The 20,472-nt window shown below is 62.6% G+C and carries 19 protein-coding genes; 9 read left to right on the top strand and 10 right to left on the bottom strand.

Annotation, left to right across the window (positions count from 1 at the left end):
- Window positions 1–5: 5 nt before the first annotated feature.
- Window positions 6–953 carry an orotidine-5'-phosphate decarboxylase gene (pyrF, locus tag AC3A6I_RS03895; RefSeq protein ID WP_487541873.1) on the bottom strand — a complete coding sequence of 316 codons (948 nt, stop codon included), beginning with the start codon at window positions 951–953 and terminating at the stop codon, window positions 6–8.
- Between the two features lie 182 nt (window positions 954–1,135).
- A complete protein-coding gene (locus AC3A6I_RS03890; protein ID WP_487541872.1) occupies window positions 1,136–1,465 on the bottom strand; it encodes a hypothetical protein in 330 nt (109 codons plus the stop codon).
- A gap of 88 nt (window positions 1,466–1,553) precedes the next feature.
- Between AC3A6I_RS03890 and AC3A6I_RS03885 the strand changes: the two genes are divergently transcribed.
- From AC3A6I_RS03885 to AC3A6I_RS03860, 6 genes are all read left to right on the top strand, one after another.
- Entirely contained in the window at window positions 1,554–2,438 is an 885-nt protein-coding gene (locus AC3A6I_RS03885) for a helix-turn-helix domain-containing protein (RefSeq protein WP_487541871.1), read from the top strand.
- Window positions 2,439–2,504: 66 nt separating this feature from the next.
- On the top strand, window positions 2,505–3,341 hold the full coding sequence (locus tag AC3A6I_RS03880; RefSeq protein ID WP_487541870.1) for a dihydroorotate dehydrogenase electron transfer subunit: 837 nt from the start codon (window positions 2,505–2,507) through the stop codon (window positions 3,339–3,341).
- 2 nt (window positions 3,342–3,343) lie between these two features.
- On the top strand, window positions 3,344–4,273 hold the full coding sequence (locus tag AC3A6I_RS03875; RefSeq protein WP_487541869.1) for a dihydroorotate dehydrogenase: 930 nt from the start codon (window positions 3,344–3,346) through the stop codon (window positions 4,271–4,273).
- The gene (locus tag AC3A6I_RS03870) at window positions 4,270–5,535 is read left to right on the top strand and encodes a hydantoinase/carbamoylase family amidase (protein ID WP_487541868.1); all 1,266 of its coding nucleotides are present in this window, start codon (window positions 4,270–4,272) and stop codon (window positions 5,533–5,535) included. Before AC3A6I_RS03875 ends, AC3A6I_RS03870 begins: the two co-directional genes overlap by 4 nt.
- Window positions 5,536–5,538: 3 nt before the next feature.
- Window positions 5,539–6,579 carry a dihydroorotase gene (gene pyrC / locus AC3A6I_RS03865; RefSeq protein WP_487541867.1) on the top strand — a complete coding sequence of 347 codons (1,041 nt, stop codon included), beginning with the start codon at window positions 5,539–5,541 and terminating at the stop codon, window positions 6,577–6,579.
- A 102-nt stretch (window positions 6,580–6,681) separates the two neighbouring features.
- Window positions 6,682–7,392 (top strand): orotate phosphoribosyltransferase, encoded by a 711-nt coding sequence (locus AC3A6I_RS03860; RefSeq protein WP_487541866.1) that lies wholly within the window; start codon window positions 6,682–6,684, stop codon window positions 7,390–7,392.
- Between the two features lie 31 nt (window positions 7,393–7,423).
- Here the strand turns inward: AC3A6I_RS03860 and AC3A6I_RS03855 are convergent, their stop codons facing one another.
- From AC3A6I_RS03855 to AC3A6I_RS03820, 8 genes are all read right to left on the bottom strand, one after another.
- Entirely contained in the window at window positions 7,424–8,707 is a 1,284-nt protein-coding gene (locus tag AC3A6I_RS03855; RefSeq protein ID WP_487541865.1) for a TRAP transporter large permease, read from the bottom strand.
- A complete protein-coding gene (locus tag AC3A6I_RS03850) occupies window positions 8,704–9,213 on the bottom strand; it encodes a TRAP transporter small permease (protein WP_487541864.1) in 510 nt (169 codons plus the stop codon). Before AC3A6I_RS03850 ends, AC3A6I_RS03855 begins: the two co-directional genes overlap by 4 nt.
- A gap of 47 nt (window positions 9,214–9,260) precedes the next feature.
- Window positions 9,261–10,277 carry a TRAP transporter substrate-binding protein gene (locus tag AC3A6I_RS03845; RefSeq protein ID WP_487541863.1) on the bottom strand — a complete coding sequence of 339 codons (1,017 nt, stop codon included), beginning with the start codon at window positions 10,275–10,277 and terminating at the stop codon, window positions 9,261–9,263.
- Between the two features lie 196 nt (window positions 10,278–10,473).
- Complete coding sequence (locus AC3A6I_RS03840; RefSeq protein WP_487541862.1) at window positions 10,474–11,232, bottom strand: ABC transporter permease; 759 nt, start codon at window positions 11,230–11,232, stop codon at window positions 10,474–10,476.
- Window positions 11,233–11,276: 44 nt separating this feature from the next.
- Window positions 11,277–12,278: an ABC transporter substrate-binding protein gene (locus AC3A6I_RS03835; protein WP_487541861.1), complete on the bottom strand. Its 1,002-nt coding sequence runs from the start codon at window positions 12,276–12,278 to the stop codon at window positions 11,277–11,279.
- A 27-nt stretch (window positions 12,279–12,305) separates the two neighbouring features.
- Window positions 12,306–13,085, bottom strand: coding sequence for a phosphorylase family protein (locus tag AC3A6I_RS03830; RefSeq protein ID WP_487541860.1), 780 nt, complete (start codon window positions 13,083–13,085; stop codon window positions 12,306–12,308).
- On the bottom strand, window positions 13,076–13,801 hold the full coding sequence (locus tag AC3A6I_RS03825; RefSeq protein WP_487541859.1) for an ABC transporter permease: 726 nt from the start codon (window positions 13,799–13,801) through the stop codon (window positions 13,076–13,078). The genes AC3A6I_RS03830 and AC3A6I_RS03825 overlap by 10 nt, the downstream gene beginning before the upstream one ends.
- Window positions 13,802–13,821: 20 nt before the next feature.
- Window positions 13,822–14,562, bottom strand: a complete 741-nt coding sequence (locus AC3A6I_RS03820) for an ABC transporter ATP-binding protein (RefSeq protein WP_487541858.1) — start codon at window positions 14,560–14,562, stop codon at window positions 13,822–13,824.
- Window positions 14,563–15,007: 445 nt separating this feature from the next.
- Here AC3A6I_RS03820 and AC3A6I_RS03815 point away from each other — a divergent pair, with 445 nt between their 5' ends.
- From AC3A6I_RS03815 to AC3A6I_RS03805, 3 genes are all read left to right on the top strand, one after another.
- Window positions 15,008–15,790, top strand: a complete 783-nt coding sequence (locus tag AC3A6I_RS03815) for an exopolysaccharide biosynthesis protein (RefSeq protein WP_487541857.1) — start codon at window positions 15,008–15,010, stop codon at window positions 15,788–15,790.
- A gap of 370 nt (window positions 15,791–16,160) precedes the next feature.
- The gene (locus AC3A6I_RS03810) at window positions 16,161–17,552 is read left to right on the top strand and encodes an FkbM family methyltransferase (RefSeq protein WP_487541856.1); all 1,392 of its coding nucleotides are present in this window, start codon (window positions 16,161–16,163) and stop codon (window positions 17,550–17,552) included.
- Window positions 17,553–17,620: 68 nt separating this feature from the next.
- Window positions 17,621–20,431, top strand: a complete 2,811-nt coding sequence (locus tag AC3A6I_RS03805) for a glycosyltransferase family 4 protein (protein ID WP_487541855.1) — start codon at window positions 17,621–17,623, stop codon at window positions 20,429–20,431.
- Window positions 20,432–20,472: the final 41 nt, after the last annotated feature.

The following is a 20,472-nucleotide window of genomic DNA, read 5'->3' as shown; positions in this document are numbered from 1 at the left end:
GTCTGCTACCGCGCCGAGTAGACTGCGTCCCACGCTTCGTCCTTGTATCGCTTGATGGCGTCGCGCAGCCTGGTTAGGTTTGGTCCCTGCGACAGGATCGCGCGGGAAACTGACGGCAATGTCCTCCGTACCGCCTCGCCAAACCTATCCCTGACGTCTGCGATGCTTGCGCCCTGCGCGCCGACGCCCGGGGCCAGCACCAGAGATTGTGGCAGACGACCAAGGATGGCGTTGTCTGCGGCGTCGATCGTCGCGCCGATGACGGCGCCGACGTGTCCGACGCTGTCGCCGGCTTCGCGATTGATTGCGGTGATGGAGTCAGCAAGCGCCTCGGCGACGGTACGACCGTCGTCATGCCTTGCCTTCTGCAAGAAATGTCCATCCGTGTTGGACGAGCGAACCACAACGAAGACAGCCGCGCCCACGGCAGCCGCCCTATCAATGACGGGCCTGAGTGCCTCGAGCCCCAGATAGGCGGTGACGGTCATCGCATCGCCGCCGAACCCGCTGTCTTCGCCCAGCATGGCCTGTGCATAGCCCTCCATGGTCCTTGCAAAGTCGCCCCGCTTGCAGTCGACGAGCGCAAGCGAGCCTTGGCTTTTCGCCTGCGCTATCGCGGCTGCCATGGCCTGCATACCGCTGGGACCGATGCGCTCGAAGAAGCCACATTGGGGCTTTACGACGGCAATTTGGTCTCCCGCTGCTTCCAGGATCGTTCCGCAGAAGCGGCGTATGCCCTCGACCGTATCGTCAAGGCCCCAGTGACGGATGAGATCCTCCGATGGATCAAGCCCCAAGCAAAGGGGCGACCTGGCCCTCGACAGGTGGTCGAACCTTTCCGCAAAGCTACGCGTCGATCGCTGGCCGCTGGAAGTCGATCCCTCTCGAACTGCCGCTGCATGCATGGTCTGCTCCTCACTGAAATCAGGCTCTTCCGACGTCGCATCGGTCACGCCGGATCGGCCCTACCGGTCGGCGCACGCCGACCGTGTGGACGTTCGCCGCGATCATGCGGAGGTGGGCGGGTCGATCGCCAAGCGTCTTCGAGGCTTGAAGCAGCGTCGGACGAACGTCTCGATGATCAAGCTCAGATCGAAGGGCGGCACCCGCGGACCACGAACAGCACCTCTCGTATCTACTGCATCGAATAAATGCGACGGGCGACCAGCTCTAAGCCAGCCAACTCGTTGAGCAATCGCATTTGGTCTTGCGCATCCGAACGCATGACACGAGTGGCATCGGCAACGACTCTTCGCAGGCGGGCGAGAGCTTCTTGAGCGGCGTCGACTGGTAGCGGCTCACCATCGTAGGCCTGGTAAAAACGTTGGGCAACCAAGCCCATCAACGCATATAGTGCCCCGTTGGAGCCATCGTGTCTGGAGAGGATCGACACCTTCTGCTGAAATTCTAGATAGGTTCGCATCCCGCCGTTCTGGTCGTTCAGCCAGATGGACAACTCTTCCATGATCACCTCTCCGCTCCGTTTGCACGAGCCCGTAAGCGTGGTGCAAAGAGAAAGAGTATCAAAAATTAGACGCATCGCAAGGTGAAATATGCCGAATGATTTCGAGGAGGTTGGGCAACGCCTGCGGGCCTATCGTCTCGGCCGCAGCATGACGGCAGAGGATGTGGCGCAGCAACTGGGCATCTCCCGCGCGGCCGTTTACCGGCTGGAGAAGGGAGAGATCGTCAAAATCCAGATCCTCAGCGCCCTATCGACGCTGCTCGACGTCTCACTGCCGTCGATGCTCGGTGTAGGCGTGGAGTATTATGACAATGCCATCGCCTTCTTCGAGCGCATGCGGCAACTGGAGGAGGATTCGATACAGCTACTCGGCAACTTCTCCCCCATGTCGTGGCTAATCATGTCTGACGATTATATGAGTTATCTGCGCATCATGCTTGTCGAGGCCATCCCCGTCGGCGCACCGGACCGGGACCAACGCATCGACTTTGTCGAGGCGATCATGAAGCTGTTGGAGGAGCGACGCGCAACTGCCACCCGGCGCAGAATTCCTATCGCCAGCCTCGTAGGTTCACAGGATATCGAGCGGTTCCTGCGACTAGGGCTGATTGGCCGCTTCGATCTGGCCGAAGAGGAGCATGAAGAGCGTCGACGCGCAGCCCGCCACGAGGTGGAGCGGCTGCACGACCTAATGTTGCGGCAGCCGATCGGCACCCAAGTCGGCATTGTCGATGGCCAGCCCCCATCTCAGACGTTCCAGGTCTACGAGCGGCCCAGCATGTCATCGGTCAGCCTCAGTCCATATCGGCTCGGCGACCAGCCCAATGTCACATCCGGCATCGCCCTGGTTACGTCCGCTCCCGACGCGGTGCGCCATTTTGAGCGGACTTTCCATGCGCAATGGGACGGCGCCTATAAGGGGGCCGACGGGGCCCGCATTCTTCGCCGCATCCTGGATGGGTCACCAAACTAGCATCGCAACGCGTTGACAACCGTCCCCAGGTCTGAGATCGTCTCAAAAATGAGACAATCTGTGACAATGCGGACGCACGCGCCGTCGGGTGTGCTGGTTTCGGAGCCCTCCTATGACGATGTGCTGGCTGAGGTTATCCTCAACGACTGGGTGAACGCAGAATACAAGCGCATCCGCTTCGCGGCCCCTCCTCCAGCGTCATCCGCTCGAGCCGGGCAATTCTTCAACATCGAATGCCCGACGACAGGCCAGGACAAGCCCTATCTTCGCCGACCGATGAGTACCTATCTAGCCGATCCGGAAATCGGCGAGATAGAGTTCCTCTACAAGGTCACCGGCGCCGGAACGCACGGTCTGGCAAGCCTCCGGCCCGGAATGCAAACGCGGCTGCTGGGTCCGCTCGGCAACGGATTTGTGCTGAAGCCGGAGTGGCGCAGCATCGTGGTGCTCGGCCGCGGTGTCGGCCTGGCGACGCTGGCGCCGCTGGCAGAGCTGGCGGCCGCGAGGGGTGTTGGGGTCACGGCACTGATCAGCGCCCGTGGGCGCGAGCAGGTGCTATCCCTGGACCGCTTCGAAACCATCGGTGCCCGGACTGAAGTAGTTCTCGACAGCGATGGCACCAGCGGGGTGGAAGCGGTAGAGGACCGGCTGCGCGGCTATTGGCGCGATGGACGTGCCGACGCCTTCTTTACCTGCGGCTCCAACCGCTTGATGTTGGTCATGCAGAAGCTGGCGCGCGAATTCGGCGTTGCAGGCCAGGTCGCCATGGAGCAGCAAATGGCTTGCGGCCTGGGCATGTGCTTCTGCTGCGTTCGCAACTTCTCCGTCGATGGCGAAACCGTGAGCCGGCGCGTCTGCTGGGATGGCCCGGTTTTCGATCTGAACGAGGCCATCTCGTGGTAGACATGACGGTGAAGATCGGCGAGTTGACGCTGGCCAACCCCGTGATGCCGGCCTCGGGGACCTTTGCCGAGGGGCTGGCCGGGGTCGTGGACTTCAATCGCCTTGGTGCCATGGTCACGAAGACCATTACGGCCGAACTCCGCAGCGGCAATCCGGTGCCTCGCGTCGCCGAGCTCGGCAATGGACTGCTCAATTCGATAGGCATTCCCTCTAAGGGAATCGCGCATTTTCTGTCCGAGACCCTGCCTTTCTATCGGCAGTTCCGCACGCCCCTCGTCGTCTCAATTTCCGCGCCAACGGTGGAAGATTTCGCCCGAACCGCGGCAGAGCTTGATCAGCCGGGCATAGCGGCGATCGAGGCCAATATTTCGTGCCCCAATATCGAAGAGGATGGCCGGGCGTTTGCGATGGTACCAGGATCGACTGCGCGGGCCGTCGACGCCCTGCGCGCTGCGACCAAGCTGCCGCTCTGGGTCAAATTGACACCGAACACCGGCGATGTCGCCGCCGTGGCTCGTGCGGCCGAAGATGCGGGCGCGGATGCGCTGGTGGTTGCAAATACCATCCTTGCGATGTCCATCGATATCGAGACGTTCCGGCCGCGGCTTGGCAATATCATGGGCGGCATGTCCGGCCCCGCCGTCAAGCCAATCATTGTGAGGATGACTTATCAATGTGCGCAGGCGGTCAGCATTCCGGTCATCGGTTGCGGCGGAATATCCAATGCGGATGACGCCGTGGAATACATGCTGGCAGGCGCAAGGGCGGTTCAGGTGGGTACCGCCACCTTTGTGCGGCCCCATGCGCTGACCGAGGTGATAGACGGCCTCTCGGACTATTGCCGGCGCAAGGGATTTGACCGCGTGGCCGGGCTGACGGGAGCTATCAGCGACAGCGAACTCCGTGTCGACGAAATGGAAGTCGCGTTTTGAGCACGCGGAAGGAGTTTGATGCAGACGAATTCGCAAAGGCTCTGTTCGATGCCCTTGCGCTGGCCACCGGCGACGGCGTTGGCATTACCCGTGAATGCTATGCCGATGGTGAAAGCGCCGCGCTGAAAATACTAGCCGATGCTGCCACAGCCGAAGGCCTGGTGGTCGAAGCCGATCCATTGGCAAATCTCATCGTGCGCCTGCCCGGTGACGATGGCATGGTCGCCGCGCACTATATCGGCAGCCACGCCGACTCCGTCCCGCAAGGCGGCAATTTTGACGGTGCAGCCGGGATCATTGCCGGGCTCATCTGCCTCATCCGCATCTACCGGTCGGGACGAAGGCTCACGACCCCCGTACGGCTGATCATGCTACGGGGCGAGGAAAGCGCGTTTTACGGGCGCGCCAACATCGGCTCGCGTGGCCTGTTCGGCTTGCTAGAACCTGATGATCTGCGGGCGCGTTCGCGTGGCACCGGCCCGATGCTACAGCAGGCCATGGCCAAGCTTGGCATCGACGTCGACGGGCTCCGTGAGCGCCGGCACTTCTTTCCTGCCGAGCGCGCGTTGAGCTATCTCGAGCTGCATATCGAACAAGGGCCGGTCATGGTGGCACGCGACCTTCCGGCTGCCGTAGTCAGCGGCATTCGCGGCAACCTGCGCCATCGCCGTGTGATCTGCCGGGGCGAGGCCGGTCATTCCGGTGCCATTCCGCGCTGGCTGCGGCGCGATCCAGTATTTGCCTTTGCAGATCTGGTAGCCCGGCTGGACGAGCACTGGCGGACGTTGCTGGAGCGTGGCGTCGATCTCGTGGTGACCTGCGGCATCGTGGAAACCGACGCCGCTGACCATGCCATCAGCCGTATTCCCGGCTCGGTAGCGTTCAGCTTTGAGGTGCGCAGCCAAAGCCAGGAAACGCTGAACGATTTCTATGCCCTGTTCCGCGAAGAGTGTCGTCATGTCGAGGAACAGCGGCGCGTCTCGTTCGAGTTCGACCCAGTCGTCGTGGCCGAGCCGGCCCGCATGGACCCGTCATTGATCGGTGTGCTGGAAACGGCAGCCCGGCGCCTAGATATTCCCTTCGAGGTCATTCCCAGTGGCGCCGGACACGACGCCGCAGTATTCGCCAATGCGGGAATACCGTCTGGCATGGTGTTCGTGCGCAATCGCAACGGGTCGCACAACCCCCAGGAAGCCATGGAAATTGTGGACTTCCTCAAAGGTGTCGATGTTTTGCACGCCGCACTAACTGCCGGAAACTGAGCCATGGACACAATTTCCTTCCGCCGACCGGTCGACCTGCACGTCCACTTTCGCGACGGCGCAGTGCTTCAAGCGGTGGTGCCCCATACCGCCCGGCAGTTCGGCCGGGCGATCGTGATGCCCAATCTGAGCCCCCCGGTGACTACGGCGGCGATGGCCGAGAAATACCGGCAGCGTATTCTTGCAGCAGTCCCCAAAGGCGTCGCGTTTACGCCGATGATGACCTGCTACCTGACCGATCACACCGATGCCGCAGATCTGTTGGCCGGATTTCGCGACGGCGTCTTTGCCGCAGCCAAGTTGTATCCCGCACATGCCACTACCAATTCCCAGCACGGCGTGACCAATGTCCAGGGTCTTTACCCTGTCTTTGCAGCCATGGCGGATGCCGGCATGCCGCTGCTCGCCCATGGCGAGCTGATACGGCACGACGTCGACATCTTTGACCGCGAACAGCGCTTTCTCGACGAGGTGCTTACCCCTCTGCTGGTAGGGATCCCGCACCTCCGGCTCGTGCTTGAACATATCACGACTAGCGAAGGTGCCGACTTTGCGGCCAGCCATGGCAATCGCGTCGCCGCGACGATTACGCCGCAGCACCTGCTCTACAACCGCAACGCGCTGTTCGAGGGCGGCCTCCAGCCGCATCTGTACTGCCTGCCGATCCTCAAGCGCTCCCACCACCAGCTGGCACTGCGGGCTGCCGCGACCAGCGGCCTGCCCAACTACTTCCTCGGCACCGACACCGCGCCGCACGTCCGCCGGCTCAAGGAAGCCTCCTGCGGCTGCGCCGGTGTGTTCAGCGCTCCGGTGGCGATCGAGGCTTACCTCAGCGTATTCGACGAGGAGAATGCGCTTGATCGCTTCGAAGCGTTTGCCTCGATCAACGGGCCGGCCTTCTATGGTTTCGCGCCTGATGACGAGCGAGTCACCTATATGCGCCGACGCACCGACATCGCCCCGTCGGTAGCTGTAGAGAATGAGGAAATAGTCCCCCTCTTCGGTGGCGGTTCTGTTGACTGGACTTTGAGCCAGCAGCTATAGCGAGACGGTTGCACGTCATGTTTACCGAGCGGTGCCGACAGGGAATGTCCTTGCGGCTGCGAATTGGCGCGACCATCCCTTGGCCCGTTGAGAGGACATATCGTGAGCAGATCACACACGACCCCGGAAAAGCAGGCGATCGCTCGCCAGACCGCCCGCATGATGCTGGAAATCAGCGCCATCCATTTCAACGCCGATCAGCCTTATGTCTTCACCTCAGGCTGGGCCAGCCCGGTCTATGTGGATTGCCGCAAGCTGATTTCGTATCCCCGGTTGCGTTCGGCCTTGATGGATTTCGCCGCCCAGACGATCACCACCGAGATCGGCTTTGAATCGATCGATGTGGTTACCGGCGGCGAAACGGCAGGCATTCCCTTCGCGGCCTGGATTTCCGACAAGCTGATGCTGCCGATGCAATATGTGCGCAAGAAGGCCAAGGGGTTTGGCCGCAATGCTCAGATCGAGGGCGAGGTGGTCGAGGGCGCTCGCACTCTACTGGTCGAAGACCTCGCGACCGACGGTCGCTCCAAGGTGCTGTTCGCGGATGCGCTGCGCAAAGCAGGCGCCAAGGTCGACCACTGCTTCGTGGTGTTCTTCTACGACATCTTCCCCAACAGCCAGGATCTGATGAAGGAATTGGGCGTGGAACTGCACTATCTGGCGACGTGGTGGGACGTGCTGGATGCCGCCAAGGAAATGAAGCATTTCGATGAGCGCACGCTGCGAGAGGTCGAGAGCTTCCTCCACGATCCGGCCAAATGGTCGGCCGCCCATGGCGGTATTTCCGACTTCGCCCCGGCTGCGACGGCATAAGAAAAAGGGGCGGCCCGCAGGCCGCCCTTTTTCATGGCGCAAGCAGACGCGGCAGGAACATGGACAGGTCGGACAGATAGGTCACTACGGCAAGCGCCAGCAGATTGACCAGGATGAACGGCCACACCCCGCGCACGATCTTGGCGATCGGCTCGTTGAGGGTGGACGAGGCCACGAAGATGTCCAGGCCGAAGGGCGGGGTAATCATCCCGATACAGGTATTCAGGCAGACGATGATGCCGAAGTGGATCGGGTCGATGCCATAGGTCACCGCGACGGGGTAAAGCGCAGGCACAAGGATGAGAAGCGTCGAGTTCGGATCAACGAACATGCCTGCGACCAGGAACAGCAGGTTGACGATCAGCAGGAACACCACCCAGTTGGCGTCGATCAACTGAAGAAATCCGATCACCGCCGCCGGCAGCTGGGCCAGGGTGATGAAATAGGCGACGATGCTGCCCATGGCCAGGAGCACGAAGATGCTGGCCGTAGTGATCGCCGCGCTGGTGGAGATCTTGCGGATGTCGCTGAGCGTCAGGTCGCGATAGACAACCAGTTCCACGACCAGCGCGTAAACCACGCTCATTGCCGCCGCTTCGGTGGGCGTGAAGATGCCGCCGTAAATGCCGCCGAGCAGCACCACAGGCAGGCCGAGCGCCCATATGCCACGGCCGAATACGCGCGCCCTATCCCGCCATGGCATGGGTTGCCGTGCTTCCCTTCCGTTGCGATAGGCGTCGATGACCACATAGACCGCGAAGGCGAAGGCAAGGAACAGGCCCACGACCAGACCCGCCGCAAACAATGAGGCTACGGAGGTACCGGTCAGCCAGGCGTAGATGATCAGAGTGATGGAGGGAGGAATCAGCAGGGCGACCTCGGCCGAGGATACCAGGAGGCCCAGGGCCATGGTGTCACGATAGCCGTCCCGTTTCATTTCCGGGTAAAGGATGCGCCCCAGCGCAGCGACTGTCGCCGGTGCCGAACCGGACACCGAGCCAAAGGCCGCCGCGGCCGCCACGGTCGTCAGGCCGAGGCCGCCACGGTGATGGCCGATCATGGCCTTCACTAGCTCGGTCAGCTGGCGGGCGATGTTGCCACGCGCCATCAGCTCGGCCGCGAGCACGAAGAAAGGAATGGCCATCAGCGTCGTGTGGTTGATGCCGCCGACGATTTTCTGGCCATAAAGGATATCGGGCAGGTTGCCGAAGAACAGGATCTTGGTTGCAATGCCTGGCAGGCCCAGTACCAGCAGCATCTCGAAGCCGAGAAACAGCAGCAGCAGGGCACCGACAAAAAGGGCAAGAATGATCATGAATGCGTCTCGCTGCCGCTGGAGAGCGCACGCCGGTCGATGGCCCCGACCAGGCTGAGGCCGTAGCGGACTGCCAGCAGCAGGAAACCGACCGGCAGTGCCGCGTAAAGCCATGCGGCGGAAATGCCCAGGGTTGGACTGCGCTGGCCCGTTGCGCCGACAATGCCGGTCATCTGCGCGCCGACCCAGCTGATGTAGAGGCAGAAGACCAGGCCGACCAGGTCGATCACGCGACCGATCCACAGCCGGACCGTGGGGGACAACGGCTCCGTAAAACTGGTCATGGCAATCTGCCGGCCACGCTGCAGGGCCACGCCCAGCGCGAGGAAGACCATCCAGACCATGAGATAGCGCGTTCCCTCGTCGACCCAGGCGACGTTGCGGGACCAGGCCGGCACCAGTTCACGGATGACAATTGAGCCGGCATAAAGCGCCACCATCACCATCATGATGGTGGCCAGCAGCCAGTCTTCGATCTTCTCCATCAGCAGTGCCAGCTTCCGCATGCTCTCTCCCTAAATTGCTCGGGCCGGCTGCGGCCGGCCCGTGCCTGTCACTCACCGATGATGCGGTCGTACTCGGTTTCATAGACGCCCACGATAGCGGCGCCTGCGTCCCCGGCACCGGCCAGATAGGCATCACGCGCAGGCCCATACATTGTATCTCGGAAGGCTGCACGCTGGGCGTCGTCCAACTCAACAATGTCGATGCCGCTGGCTTTGATGGTTTCAAGCGCGGTGGCCTGCGCTGCTTCCTTGATGTGCTCAACCTCCGGACGGACTTCAATGAAGGCCTGGGTAATCGCGTCCTGGTACTCGGCCGGCAGCGAAGCCCACCAAGTCGGGTTGAACAGTACGACGTCCTCGTTGGCGCCGTGCTCCGAGATAAGCAGGTGCTTCTGCACCTCGAAATATTTCATGGCGGCGATGGTATCGAGGGCATTCTCTTGGCCATCAACGACGCCGGTCTGCAAGGCGGTGTAGAGTTCACCAAACGGCAGAGAGATCGCCGAAGCTCCTACAGCGTTGAACTGTTCGATCAGTACCGCCGAATCCATTACGCGGAAGCGCTGTCCGGTAAAGTCGGCCAGATCGGAAATCTCTTCCTGGGACGTCATCGCCTTCCGGCCATTGGGCCAGAGCGCAACCGCGTGGAAGCCCAACGGGGTGAAGCTGTCCAGCACAGCCTGGCCAAAAACGCCGTCGCGCAACTCGGCCGCCTTTGCCCGGTCCGATGGATAGATGAAGGGCACGTCTAGAATGGACACGGCCGGGTTAAACCCCGCGAGGAATGCGGCGGGCGAAACGGTACCCTCGATAACGCCCAGTTGCACACCCTCGTTCATTTCGCGGGCCTGTCCGAGTTGGCCGGCTGGGAATATCTCAAGCACGACCTCGCCATTGGTCCGCTCCTTGACGAGGTCCGCAACCATAAGCAGACCCTTGTGCCGGGGCTGTTGGTCGGATTCCAAGTGGCCGATGCGCGCGGTGAACTGCTGCGCGACGGCATTGAAGGGAGTGGCCATTGCGATGGTTGTAGCCACGGCAAGAACTATGGGGGTCAAACGCATTTCGCTCTCCAGTGCACGACGAGACTGACGGCCTCAATTGTCAGTAAGGGGGTCGACAACTTCCTTGTCAAGAATTTCATCTAAAAAATTAGACAGACTGGATGTGTCGCCAAACTGATAGGCACGCATGACTAAAAAGTGGGCAAATCTACAAGCGGATTTGCTCCTTCGCAGCGTTGTCCAAATTTATGGACGACTAGATTGGGAGTCTGTTGTGATCTGTACTCGCATGCCAGCGAAGCAACCGCCGTTCCGCCGCTTGGATGGCAAGATAAAGCAAGTAGCCCAGCAACGACAGAATAAGCACGCTGACCAACACCAATTGGGTATCGGACGTTTCCTGCCCCAGGCTCAGCAGATAGCCCAGGCCGGCCCTCGCCCCCATCAACTCGCCAATCACGGCGGCCGTGACTGCGAGCGTTGCCGCGACTTTCAGCCCTGAAAACAGCAGCGGCAGGGCCTGGGGCAGTTCAAGCCTCCAGATTCGCTGCAGCGGCGACAGGTGCAGGATGCGGGCAAGTTCGTCCAGCATGGGCGGCATGGACCGCAGTGCGCTGAGCATGGTGGCCAGAATGGGAAAGAACGTGACGATAGCCACCAGCACCACTTTCGGCGTCATGTCCAGGCCCAGCCACAGCAGCAATAGCGGCGCGATGGCGATCTTGGGGGCAGTCTGGATGAAAACGATCAGCGGGTTGAGGATGTCCTCGATGACGGGTGCGCGGTAGAACACGAGCGCCGCCGCAATGCCGATCAGCACACCAATGACGTAGCCGGCAACGATCTCCATGACCGTAACCGGAATATGCCACAACAGCCCGGCCCGGGTGAGCAGGAACCAGGTTTTGTCGACCAACTGATAGGGCGAAGGCACCAGATAGTCGGGAACCGAAAACAGCACCAGCGCTGCCGTCCACAGCAGCAGGAAGGCGGCAAGGATAAGGACATGGCGCATGGTCGGGCTCCCCGAGGGTGGGGCGGCGAACCGCCCCACGGATGCTACTGAATGGAGGAAGGCAGTTCGACCACCAGGTCGGCCGCATCAAAGCTCTGCGGAATGACTGCATATTCCGCGGCCGTATCAATGGTCGCCTGCCAGGAGGTCAGGTTCCCATAACCCAGTTCATGGCTGGCCGTATCCTCACTCTGCCACAGCGACTTGAGGAAGACTTCGGAGATGATCTCCGAGACCAGCGCCTCCTGTCCGGCAAAGGTGGGAGTATATTCGGCCACCGCCATCGCTACTTCATCCTCGACACTTCCCTTGGCGATATGCTCGATGCCTTTGTTCAGCGCCGCAACAAAGCCTGCTACGGCCTTCCCATGGGAGGCCAGATAGTCATCCGACACGACCAGCACATTGCCCTTGCTGGGCAGGTAGTCGTCGGAGCGCAGCATGCCGACCTCAACCCCCTCTGCCTGCAATGCGTAGTAACGCAGCATGGAAAAGACAATGGCGTCGACCTGCCCCCCCTTGAGCGCATCCAGAATGGCACCGGTCCCGACGATCTCCACGGTCACGTCATCGACTGACTTGCCGGCCTGCGCCATCATCACCTGCAACTGGATGTAGTTGGGACTGCCATAGCTCGTAACGGCAACCTTCTTGCCCACCAGGTCGGCCGGCGTGGCAATGCCGCTCGACGCCTTGAAAATCGTGGCGCCGATGCCGTTCTGGTAGGTGGTGTGCACTACTTTGACCGGCAGCCCGCTGGCCTTGGCAGCGATGACACCGTCACCGTTGGGGAAGCCGAACTGCACATTGCCCACGGCTATATTGTTCAGGATGTCGGCGGCGTTGGCATAGAGGAACTCCACCTCCAGCCCCTGTTCTTTGAAATAGCCGTAGTGGTCGGCCACGTATAGCGGAAGGTAGTAGGGCACGGCCGCGCCATCGATCTGGATGGTAACCTTTTCGAGATCCTGGGCGGAGGCCGCACCGATGCCGAGAGCGGTCAGCGCTCCGACAGCAAGCGTTCTGAGAGTCGAGACAAGGCTCATTTCAGGCGTTCCTTTTCGCGGTAGCAGTCAGGTGGGAGTCAGGGCACGGGCCAGAGCCTCCGCGCCAATTCGCAGGATGTTCCGCTGGGTTTCCTCGTAGTCCTCGAGCCACCCGTCGATGCGCCGGTGGGCATGGACGGCCAGCACGGCCGCGCAATCGATGCCGCGCGCAGCGCCAATGGCGAAGACCACCTCGGCCTCCATTTCCATGCCGTCGGCCCCCCGTGCGGCGAAGGCGTCGAGCACCGCAGGCTCTGCCTCCCCGCCCTGGTGGTCGGGGCGGCCCTGGGCGCGATAATAGCCATCCGCAGTGGCTGTGACGCCGAGCCGCCCGGGAAGTGCGAGATCCCGCCGCGCGGCATCGGCATGGGCCGTGAGCGTGGCACTCGCCGGTACGTCTGCGTCACCCGGCCAATAGGGCCGGGCGCAGGCGCTGTTGGCGATCGCTGCGTTGGCGATGAGGAAATCGCCCAGCCTCAGATCGGCTGCCATGGCTCCCATCCCGCCAGCCCGCACCAAGTGCGTTGCGCCCATCGCGGCCAATTCGACCACGGCGATTTCGGTGGAAGCCCCGCCGATTCCCGTCGAGCAGATCCCGATCTCGACACCGCGCCAGCGGCCCATGCCCATGCGAAACTCACGGTTCTGGCCGACGATGGCGAAGTCGTCGAGCACCGACCCTGCCATGTCGACGCGACCCGGATCGCCCGGCAGCAGGAAGCCGCGGGGCATGTGTTCGGGACGGGGCAGGTGAACCGGCCTGCCGCCCTTCCATGGCCAGGTGGCGGACCGCTCGTTCAGCGCCATGACAACAGCCACTTCTCGCACTGGGCCAGAAGCTGATAGACGGCAATTCCCAGAAGCGCCGTCACGATCACCATGGCGAAGAGAAGCGGCGCCTTGTAGGTGGTGCCAGCAAAGACCATGAGATAGCCCAGTCCTGTACCGCCCGAGAGCCATTCGGCGAGGATCGCGCCGATTGTCGCCTGCACCGCGCCGACCTTGAGGCCGGAGAAGATTTCTGGCACGGCCGCAGGCAACTCGATGCGAAGGAAGCGCTGACGCTGGGTGAGGCGCAGGATGCGGCTCAACTCCAGCATGGCAGGCGATACGGACCGCAGGCCCAGCACCGTACCGATCATCACAGGGAAAAAGACCAGCGAGACGACAAGGACGATCTTGGAGGCTATCCCCAGGCCGAACCACAGGATGAACAGTGGCGCGAGGGCAATTTTGGGCGCGGTCTGAATGAAGAGCAGATAGGGGGCGATCATGCGTTCGAGGCCCGGAAGGCGAGCCAGAACGATCCCCAGCAGCACGCCGCCCATCGCGCCAAGGACGAAGCCCGCGACGATAATGCCGAGCGAATGTCCGAGATGGGGCCAGATAGTCCCCCCCGCGAACAGTCGGACTAGCTCGCCCCCCACCACCTGCGGCGGGGGCAGGATGAAAGGCGGAACCTTGAACAGCGTGACATAGCCCCACCATAGGCCGATCAGCACCACTGGCGTGATGAAGATCATGAGGGTGCGCGGGTGTAACCTCATTTGAGCTCCCGGCGCAGCTGCGACAACCAGCCATGAAAGGCAGGCAGGTCCTTTATGGCTTCGGAGCGTGTCTTGGGCAGGTCGATCTCGTGGATCGTTCGCACAGCACCGGGCCGCGCCGACATGACGGCGACGCGATCGGACAAATAGGCCGCCTCTTCCACCGAGTGGGTGACGAAGACTATCGTCGCACCGAGCTCGGCCTTTATGGCCAGCAATTCGTCATTCATGCGGTCGCGAGTGATCAGGTCCAGCGCGCCAAACGGCTCATCCATCAGCACGATGCGCGGCTTGTAGACCAGGGCGCGAGCGATGGCCGCCCGCTGCCGCATGCCGCCGGACAGTTCCTTGGGAAGCGCGCGACCGAAATCCTTCAGGCCGACCAGCGCCAGCATCTGCTCGGCCTGCTCGTCGCCCCTTCGCCGATCGACGCCGAAGCTATCGAGGGGAAAGCGTACGTTATCGAGGATGTTGAGCCACGGCAGCAGGACGGGTTCTTGGAACACGAAGCCGACGTCGCCGCCTTTGTCTGGTGCGCCGCCGGCCCATGTGATCTGGCCGCTGGTGGGCTCGATCAGGCCAGCCAGCATGCGCAGGAGGGTGGATTTGCCACAGCCCGACGGACCGATCAGGCTCAGAAATTCGCCTTGCCTGACATTCAGGCTGGTTTCCGACAGGGCTAGGACGCTGTCGCCACCGCGAGTAACGAAACGCTTCGTGACATTGTTCACTTCCACCAGCACGCTCAGACCGCCCCTATATGTTGTCTCATTATTGAGACGGTCGTAGGGATGGAGTCAATGCAGGATGGCTGAGTTTTTGCGCAAAACTGCAAGGTGGCGCTTTTTTGGCCTGCAATGGCACGATCTGGAGGCGACCGAGGTGACCGCGCCGTTTCGCGATCGTGGCAGTTGGCCTGCTCCCGGGGACCGATCGGCCCGGCAGCAGAGAAACGAGCGTGGTAGAGTTACGATTGAGCCTCCAACGCTCGACGCGGCGGGACTTAGACAACCCGACACCTGAGGACCAGAGGCGACGGAGACAACGTCCCGCTCCTCGTAACCCATTGGCATCATGCAACTATGAGGCCTGGTCCCGGGCGCCCTTTGTCGACCGCCGATTTCGATGTAATGATTGGCGTTGGGTGGCTGGCGTTTCTTCAATCGCCAAGGCGAGACGATCATGGCGGCTGCTGCCGCGGCGGTAGCCCGGCTGGCGGGGCATCTCTCCGGCACATCTGCTCAGGCGACCGGGATAGACCGCTTCATGCCCGACGTTTCCACCCCTCCGACCGAGCCGTCCCCAAGCTCCCCTCGTCCGGGCGATGATCCGATCATCGACCTGGTCGCCGGCCTCGTGGCGAAGCTGAAATCGCTCGAGGATGACCCCGGACAGGTACTGACCTGCGAGAAGTTGCTGCAGATCGTCGGCGTCCGCTCGCACGGGCTCGCGATCTTCATCTTCTCGCTGCTGAACCTGCTGCCGGCGCCTCCGGGCTACAACTTCCTCATGGCCCTCATCATCGTGATGATGTCGGGAACGATGCTGGTGGGCAGGGAGATCAGGCTGACCCGCTACCTGGGACGCATCAAGCTGCCGGTAAAGTTGGTGCTGAAGCTGCTCGGCATGCTGTCGCACCTCGTCGGTTGGATCGCCAAGGTATCTGCCCCCCGCCTGCCCTTCTTCACCGGTCCGGCTGCGCAACGGGGCATAGCGCTGGTCGGGATCATTCTGGGCATTGCGATGCTGGTCCCAATTCCGTTCACCAACATGGTGCCTTCGATCGGGCTCGTGATGATCTGCATCGGCCTGCTGAACCGCGACGGACTGCTGGTGTTGGCAGGCGTGGGCGTCGGCTTCATCGGCCTTGCGCTGCTGCTCGTTGCCGCGTGGGTCCTCATCTCGCTGGGCTTTGCGATAGAGGATGCGGTGGACGGCGAGACGGAAGCAACGCCGGCGGCGTAGATTGGAAGCCGGTGCGGCCCGCCCGGATCACGCTGTCGACGTCGTGCCGAACAGCATGGCAAGTCGATCCCGAGAAACCCCCGGCAACCTCCTTACGTCGCCATTCGACCTTGCTGTGGCCAGATTGATCGGCTAGCCATCGAAGCCATTTTCGATGCTTGCATACATGTTGCGGTCATTTGGAAGGATCGGTTGACAACGCGACCTTCTCCGTGCGGCGAAGGGATGCGGAGTCAACAATATGATGATGAATCGGCATGCGGCGCGGATAGCGACCAAGGGGCGTCAGCGCCTGGCGTCGGAGAACTGCCCAGGCATTGGGCGCCTGAATGCTGCGTCTGTCGGCCGATCGATGTCGACGGACGGCTGAGTGTTCACCTCCTATGCCCAGAACTTCGAGGACGTTCTGCTTTGGCGGGCGCTCAAGCATGTCGTCAACGGCAGCTATATCGACATCGGCGCGCAGGACCCTCTCATCGACTCGGTAAGCCTGGCCTTCTACGAGCGTGGCTGGCGCGGCGTGCATGTCGAGCCAACGCCAGGCTATGCCGCCAAGCTGCGTGACGCTCGGCCGGACGAGGATGTGCTCGAGCTCGCGATCGGCGGGGGCCCGGGTCCAACCCTGTTCTTCGAATTCGCCGATACGGGCCTCAGCACCGGCAAGGAGGACGTTGCGCGCGACCATGTCGGTGCGGGCTTCTCGGCCACGGAGATGTCGGTGCCGACGCTGCCGCTGGCCCTGCTGTTTGCGCGCTATGCGGATCGGGAAATCCACTGGCTGAAAATCGACGTCGAGGGCATGGAGGCGGAGGTCATTGCCAGCTGGGGCGATTCGCCGGCCAGACCCTGGGTATTGTGCATCGAGAGTACCGCTCCGCGCAGCCAGGAACTCGAACATGCTGCCTGGGAGCCTGCCATTCTCGAGCGTGGGTATGTTTTTGTGCATTTCGATGGGCTCAACCGCTTCTATGTCCACAACGACCATGAAGACCTCGTCGCCTCCTTCGCGTCCGGGCCAAACGTGTTCGACGACTTCGCGGTCGCTCCGACATCCGCCTACGCGGGACAGCTGACCCAGCAGCTCGCCGAACACTCCGCGCTGCTCGCCGAGCGAGACGGGCAATTCGCAATGGCTAGCGCCGAAATTGCGCGACTGCACCAGCACATCGCCGCGACCGATGCGGCCTACGCCGAGGAGCGCACGGTGCTGGGCGAGACCACTGCAGCATTGCGGCAGTCGGTCCAGCAGAAGGATGCCGAAATCGGACGGCTGCACCACCACATCGCGGCGCTCGAGGCCTCACACGCAGAAGGCCGGATTGGCTTTTCCGCGCGAGTGGCCGCGCTCGAACAGCTGAATGCCGAGAAGGCCGCGGCGCTGGCCGAGGAAGAGGCCGGCCGCGCCCGGCTACAGGACGAACTCGAGGCCGCAAGGCAGGAGGTGGCAGCGCTGCGCACCTCTACCGTGTGGAGAGCTACCGCGCCGGTACGTTCGACCGTCAACGGCGCCCGCCGGATCGTTGGCTTGCCCAAGGCGGGCGTCCGGGGTGCGATGGAGCGCGGATTGCTCTGGCTGAGACAGCGGCCGCGCGCTGCGCGATTTGCACTGCGGGCCGCGGATCTTGTCCCGCCGCTGAAGCGGCGGTTGCTGGCATTTGCGGAGGCGCGCAGGCAGGGCGTAGTCGCCACTGCGACCTGGTCGCTGGAAGCCGACCCCGAGTCCGTGCAGGCGTGGCGCAAGCTCCTCGCCGGGAAGGGGTGAGGGGATTGCCGGCGTCCGAGAGAATGCGTCTTTGGGTCGATGGCCAGTGCCTGCAGACAGCGAGCCGCATGCGCGGTATCGGCCGCTATGTCACCGAGTTGTTGCGGGCGATCGCTACGCATCAGCCGCAGGTCGAGCTTCTCGTGTCGCTCAATGCGGCGCTGCCAGAAGAAGCGCTGCTGGCCCGCGAGGCGCTGGCGGGCATCGTTCCCGCGAGCAATATCCACGTCTGGCACGGCGCAGCCCGTACTGGTGAAGCGATCGAGGGGTACACACCCGAGCGACGCTTGGGCGAGCTTGCGCTGGCTCACCACGTGAACTGCCTGCGACCGGACGTGGCACTCTCGGCCAGTCCGTTCGAGGGAGCCAACGATCCCGCGACGCCGCTGGTACCGGACAGCGGCTGCGAGGTGCCGATCGCCTCGATCTTCTACGATGCCATCCCCTTGAGGTTCAAACAGACCTATATCCGGACTCCCGGGTTTGACGCCTTCTATATGCGGCGTCTCGGTCTCCATTCCGGATTTGCGTCGAACATCTCGATCTCGCAGTTCTCCGCACGCGAGATCACCTCAATCGTCGGCGGGTCCTCGGTGAGCATCGACGCCGGTGTGTCTCCCCATTTCGAGGCACTGGTGGAGCGGAAGGCGGGCTTGCGCATGCCCGGTCTGGGCAAGTTCTTCCTGTATGTGGGGGCCTTCGACTGGCGCAAGAACGTGTCGCTGATTGCGGATGCGTTTGCAGCGGGGCGTGGGACCGCGCTCGACGGATACAAGTTCGTCGTCGCCGGAGATGGCCCGACGATCCTGCGCGAACAGATCCAGGACACGTGGATACGCAACCGCCTCGACCCCGCACGTATGGTGGACCTCGGCCATGTGTCCGACGAGGATCTCGTTGCGCTCTACATGGAGGCAGCGGCGCTCATCCAGCCTTCCCTGATGGAGGGTTTCGGCCTGACGGCCCTCGAAGCCCTCCGTTGCGGAACCAAGGTGGTCGCGACAAACGCCGGTGCCTTGCCCGAGGTGGTCGCAGCGGAAAGCCTGCTTTTCGATCCAGGCTCCCCGAACCAGCTCGCCGACCTGCTCGTTCGGATCGCAAAGAATGACGAGACGCTGGACTCGTCCTTCCAGCAGGCCGAGGTGAACGCCGCGAGGTTCAGCTGGCGTCGTACGGCAGCGCTGGCAGTCGATGAACTGCGTAGAATTGCCGCCTACCGTCGGGACGAACCGATCGCCGCCCTCCGCTCCGGCGTGATGCAATACCTCGACGGCGTCGAGGTCGATCGGGAAGTGGCGGCGCAATGCCTCGCGCTTGCAGAGCCGACGAAATCCCCGGCGAGGTTACTTGTCGACGTTAGCCACACGGCGGGCTCGGACTACCTGTCAGGCATTCAACGCGTGGTGCTCAACATCGCCAGTCGGCTAGGCGATGCGACGAAACGCGAGGGCGTGGAAAGACGGCTGATTGCCAGTGCTACAGGCACCGGCTGGCGCACGGTCGCCGATATGGCGGCGAAGCCCTCGCGACAGCCGCAACAGCTGGTTGTCGGTCGCGACCACCTGCTCATGCTGGACAGCTCGTGGCACCTGTACCGGGAACACGAGCATGCCCTGAGGGCGTGCCGGTTGCGCGGCGGCCACGTGGTGACCTGCCTCTACGATACGGTTCCGCTCTACACGCCGGCATTCTGCGACCCGAACATGCCGGTGGTGTTTGCCAATTGGCTGGCGTCGGCGTTGACATATTCCGATGGCTTCGTCTGCATCTCGCGCGCGGTGGCCGACGAGCTGGCGGCGCTGCTCGAGGCGATCGAGTTCCCCCGTGAGATGAAGATCGGCTACTGGCAGCTCGGTGCCGATTTCGCTGAGATCGCCCCTGCCGGAAAACGACCCGAAGACGGTGCCGGACCGAAGCGCTTCCTGATGGTGGGCACGCTGGAGCCGCGAAAAGGGCATGGCGTTGCACTGGACGCTTTCGACAGTCTCTGGCGGGACAACGAAGAGGTCGAGCTGACCATCGTCGGCAGGGTTGGCTGGGGCAATGCGCATCTGGTCAATCGCCTGAAAAATCATCCGCAACTGGGCCGCCGGCTGTTCTGGCAGGAGCGCGCCAACGACGCCGAGCTCGCCACCCAATATGCGCGCTGCGATGCCTTGGTCGCGGCATCTTTCGCGGAAGGGTTTGGCCTCCCGATCGTCGAGGCCGGGCATTACGGCAAGCCCGTCATCGCCAGCGACATCCCAGTCTTTCGAGAGGTCGGCAACGGCGCGGCCGGCGCGACCTATTTCCCGGTCGGGGATATGCACGCTCTTGCGGCGGCGATCCGCAATTTCCATCGCAACGGCAAGCCGCCGGCGCCGTCTCCGGCCTGGCCCAACTGGGATGAAAGCGCTGCCCAGTTGCAGGACGTTGTGCTGGGCGGGAACTGGTACAGGACCTACCGCCCACGAACCTTCAAGCCGTTCACGCCGCTCTCGAACCTTGGAAACACCACGTCGACTGCCCCGCTCGCGCCCCAGGATCGACAGCATGCCATCGAACTGATGGAGGGGCCGCACAAGGCCGACAATACTGGAGCGCTGAAGATCATCGTGGCCGTAAGGAACGACTCGGATCGCGTCTGGTCGAGCCGGGGCGGACCGAATGGAGTCGGTCGAGTGGCGCTGAGCTATCATCTCTACGATGCCGCCGGAAAGGATGTGGGTTACGACAACCCGCGCACAGCAATTCCGTTCGTCCATCCGCCTGGCCAAACCCTTTATCTCTCGGTCACGCTGCCGCATGACGCCAAGGAGCGCGGCATTGCTTTCGTCGATATCGAACTGGTCCAGGAAGGTGTGAGTTGGTTCGGCAACCCGCTGCGCGTTCGCCTCTAGCCGCCGTTCGCATTAGGCCGAATGGCCGATCCGTTCGTGCG

This window comes from Devosia sp. Soil_C_22, from assembly GCF_057657195.1.
The sequence above is the reverse complement of the archived record's forward strand: the minus strand, read 5'-3'. Positions and strand labels throughout refer to the sequence as shown.